Origin of the sequence: Xanthovirga aplysinae, assembly GCF_009711365.1 — a bacterium.
GTDB classification, from domain to species: domain Bacteria; phylum Bacteroidota; class Bacteroidia; order Cytophagales; family Cyclobacteriaceae; genus Xanthovirga; species Xanthovirga aplysinae.
The window spans coordinates 1-2,574 of record NZ_SMMB01000591.1 but is presented as its reverse complement, the minus strand read 5'-3'; the positions used below and the strand labels follow the sequence as shown (position 1 = coordinate 2,574).

Below are 2,574 nucleotides of genomic sequence, written 5' to 3'. Positions count from 1 at the left end.
TAGTAGGTAAAATGCACCCATTCTCTTTCAACATATTTTTGTTTTAGGAACCCAAATGTTTCCTATAAAAGGAATAAACGGAATGGGGTGGGTATATCTGCTTGTTGGCGGTAATTAAAAAAAACAATATGAAGAATTATTTTTATTTTAACGGTAAAGAAAAACAGGGACCATTTAGTTTTGAAGAATTAAAAGATGAGGAAGTTAAAAAGGACAGCCTGATTTGGTTTGAGGGCCTAGAGGATTGGATTCCAGCAAGTGACCTTGAAGAGATGAAACCAATATTAGAACTTAAACCTCCATCCATATCAACGATTCATAATGAACCGGAAGCTCTTAATCGGGTTGAAGAAACACAAACAAAAAAGGCGACTGATTCCCAAGCCAATTTAACTGGAAAGACCAAGAAAAGAATGTTTTCCAAACCATTTTCCTTTGAAGGAAGAATAAGGAGAACTGAGTACGGAATTAGCTTCATTGTTTATATGATAATTATAACGTTTGTTAATGCCATAGTAGAATCAGGAGAATTTCCAATCATTGGTCTCACTTACATCCCATTGTTATGGTTTATGTGGGCACAGGGAGCTAAAAGATGCCATGATATTGGAAAGAGTGGTTGGTTTCAAATAATTCCATTTTATATTTTTTGGATGCTCTTTACCACTAGTGCTAAAGGGATAAACGATTATGGATTAAATCCAAAAGGTTAAACAAATGCGAGTTATTCTCATTTTTATAATAACCATATTTCCCCTTTCTTTATTTAGTCAGTCATTCTCTGAGTCTGATATAAAGAATCTTGCAGAAGAGGTAAATCAAGAAATAAAAGGGGTTAACATTGGTAATGGCATCAGGGCTAAAGGGTGTTTTGCCCTAGGTAGAACATTAATTTATCAATATGAAGTACCAGAATATTGGCAGGCTCCTAAAAATTTAAAAGCTGAATTAATATCGAATTTAAAAACAGCGGGAGCAGCAAAAACCTACTTTTTGTATAATATTAATGTTAACTTCTATTATTTCAGAAGTAACTCACTAATAGAAAAAGTTAGTATTAAATCAAATGAGCTTTCAACTTTCAAATTTGAGCTTGGAGAATATATAAGTTTAAATAAGCATCCAAAAGCAAAAGAAGTTAATATAAAGTTAAAAGCTCCCACTGGCTGGGAAATCAAGGAAGGAGCTAGACCTAATATTGTTAAGAAGTTTGTTAAAGAAGGGAACACCTATTTAGTCTTGGTGAAGGAGAATATGACATTTTTTTCACGCAATGAAAGTAAAGAATTACTTCAAGACGAAGATTTTACCAAAGAGTTTATTGAAGGGTCAAGCTCATTCTTTACAAATCCTAAAATCCTGAGCCAAAGAATAATTACCCTAGACACCTATCCAACATTGGAATTCAAGGTAAAAGGGACAATGGAAAGAACGGGCCTCGAAATGGAAATGATTATGAAATCTTGGGTGATATTTTATGAGGACAAACTAATCTTTTTGCAGTCAATGGGTTTAGATAATGCTGAATTCAAAGTTTTAGAACAGCTGTATTTTTTGATAACTAACTCTGTAATATTCCCTGATCAATATTATTAGTTATGAGCAAGTACTTTTTTACAGATGGGAAAGAAAAATATGGGCCCTTTTCTAAGTCGGAATTGAAAAACCAAAAAATAACACGATCAACTAAGGTTTGGTTTTTTGGATTAGGGACCTGGACAGAATTGTCAAAAATACCAGAATTAAATGACATAATTGCTTCTATTCCCCCAGAAATTAAATCTCGAACTACCTTAGAAAAGCCCAAAGAAAAAAAAGAATCCAAGAAAAAAGCTGGCATTAAAATTCTACCCCCTCAGAAAAAAAAGAGGGTTAAAATGAAAAAATGGCTAATTGGAATTTTGATAATGACATTAGTTTCATTTTTAATCTATTTCTCAATAAAGAATCAGGCTGAGGTAAATCTTTATAATAAGGTTGTAGAAAATTCCTATGACTCAGATGAGGACTTTCAGGTTTATGTAGATAAGTTTTATCGAGATCTTGAATATTTTGGAATATATGCCCAAAAACCAAAAACAACTATTATTAAGTTTTCAAAACTTGACCAGATGGGCAATACAACTCATATACATGGTTTATCCTTTGGAAGTCATGATAATGCCAAAATTGAAATTTATATAAATCCATCATCTTGGCGCCAATTTAATAAACCCATGAGATATTTTTTAATGTATCATGAACTTGCTCATGATATACTCAATCTGGACGACTTAGATCCTAAATCCTTTTATGAAGGTAAATTAATGTATCCTGAAATTTCAAGTTATGAAAGCAAGAACATGGATGATTTTATTGAAAGTGCCCATGCCTTATTTGAGGAACAAACAATTGAGTAAAGAAAGAACTACCGCCAACACTATGTCCTATGTAAAGCCTTTTCGTCGCTAAGTGCTTTTCAAATTTATATATTTTTAATTTTTAATCATTATACTATTATCGTTAAGATGTTGGTTTGTGGGTAACTTTTAGCGCAGCGTTAAAAAAGTTATCCATAAATCAACATCAAATACC

The 2,574-nt window shown here is 32.3% G+C and carries 3 protein-coding genes; all 3 read left to right on the top strand.

Annotated elements, in window-relative coordinates; genetic code table 11:
* Positions 1–128 precede the first annotated feature (128 nt).
* The 3 genes from E1171_RS03025 to E1171_RS03015 are packed head-to-tail and all read left to right on the top strand — an operon-like array spanning position 129 to position 2,399.
* Positions 129–713, top strand: a complete 585-nt coding sequence (locus tag E1171_RS03025; protein ID WP_155203951.1) for a DUF805 domain-containing protein — start codon at positions 129–131, stop codon at positions 711–713.
* Between the two features lie 4 nt (positions 714–717).
* Positions 718–1,596, top strand: a complete 879-nt coding sequence (locus E1171_RS03020) for a hypothetical protein (protein WP_155203949.1) — start codon at positions 718–720, stop codon at positions 1,594–1,596.
* Positions 1,597–1,598: 2 nt separating this feature from the next.
* Positions 1,599–2,399 (top strand): DUF4339 domain-containing protein, encoded by an 801-nt coding sequence (locus E1171_RS03015; RefSeq protein ID WP_155203947.1) that lies wholly within the window; start codon positions 1,599–1,601, stop codon positions 2,397–2,399.
* The last annotated feature ends 175 nt before the right edge of the window (positions 2,400–2,574 follow it).

Bases quoted from the DNA above. Each gene is read 5' to 3' on its own strand.
- E1171_RS03020 (WP_155203949.1), top strand. From the start codon at position 718: ATGCGAGTTATTCTCATTTTTATAATAACCATATTTCCCCTTTCTTTA.
- E1171_RS03025 (WP_155203951.1), top strand. From the start codon at position 129: ATGAAGAATTATTTTTATTTTAACGGTAAAGAAAAACAGGGACCATTT.
- E1171_RS03015 (WP_155203947.1), top strand. From the start codon at position 1,599: ATGAGCAAGTACTTTTTTACAGATGGGAAAGAAAAATATGGGCCCTTT.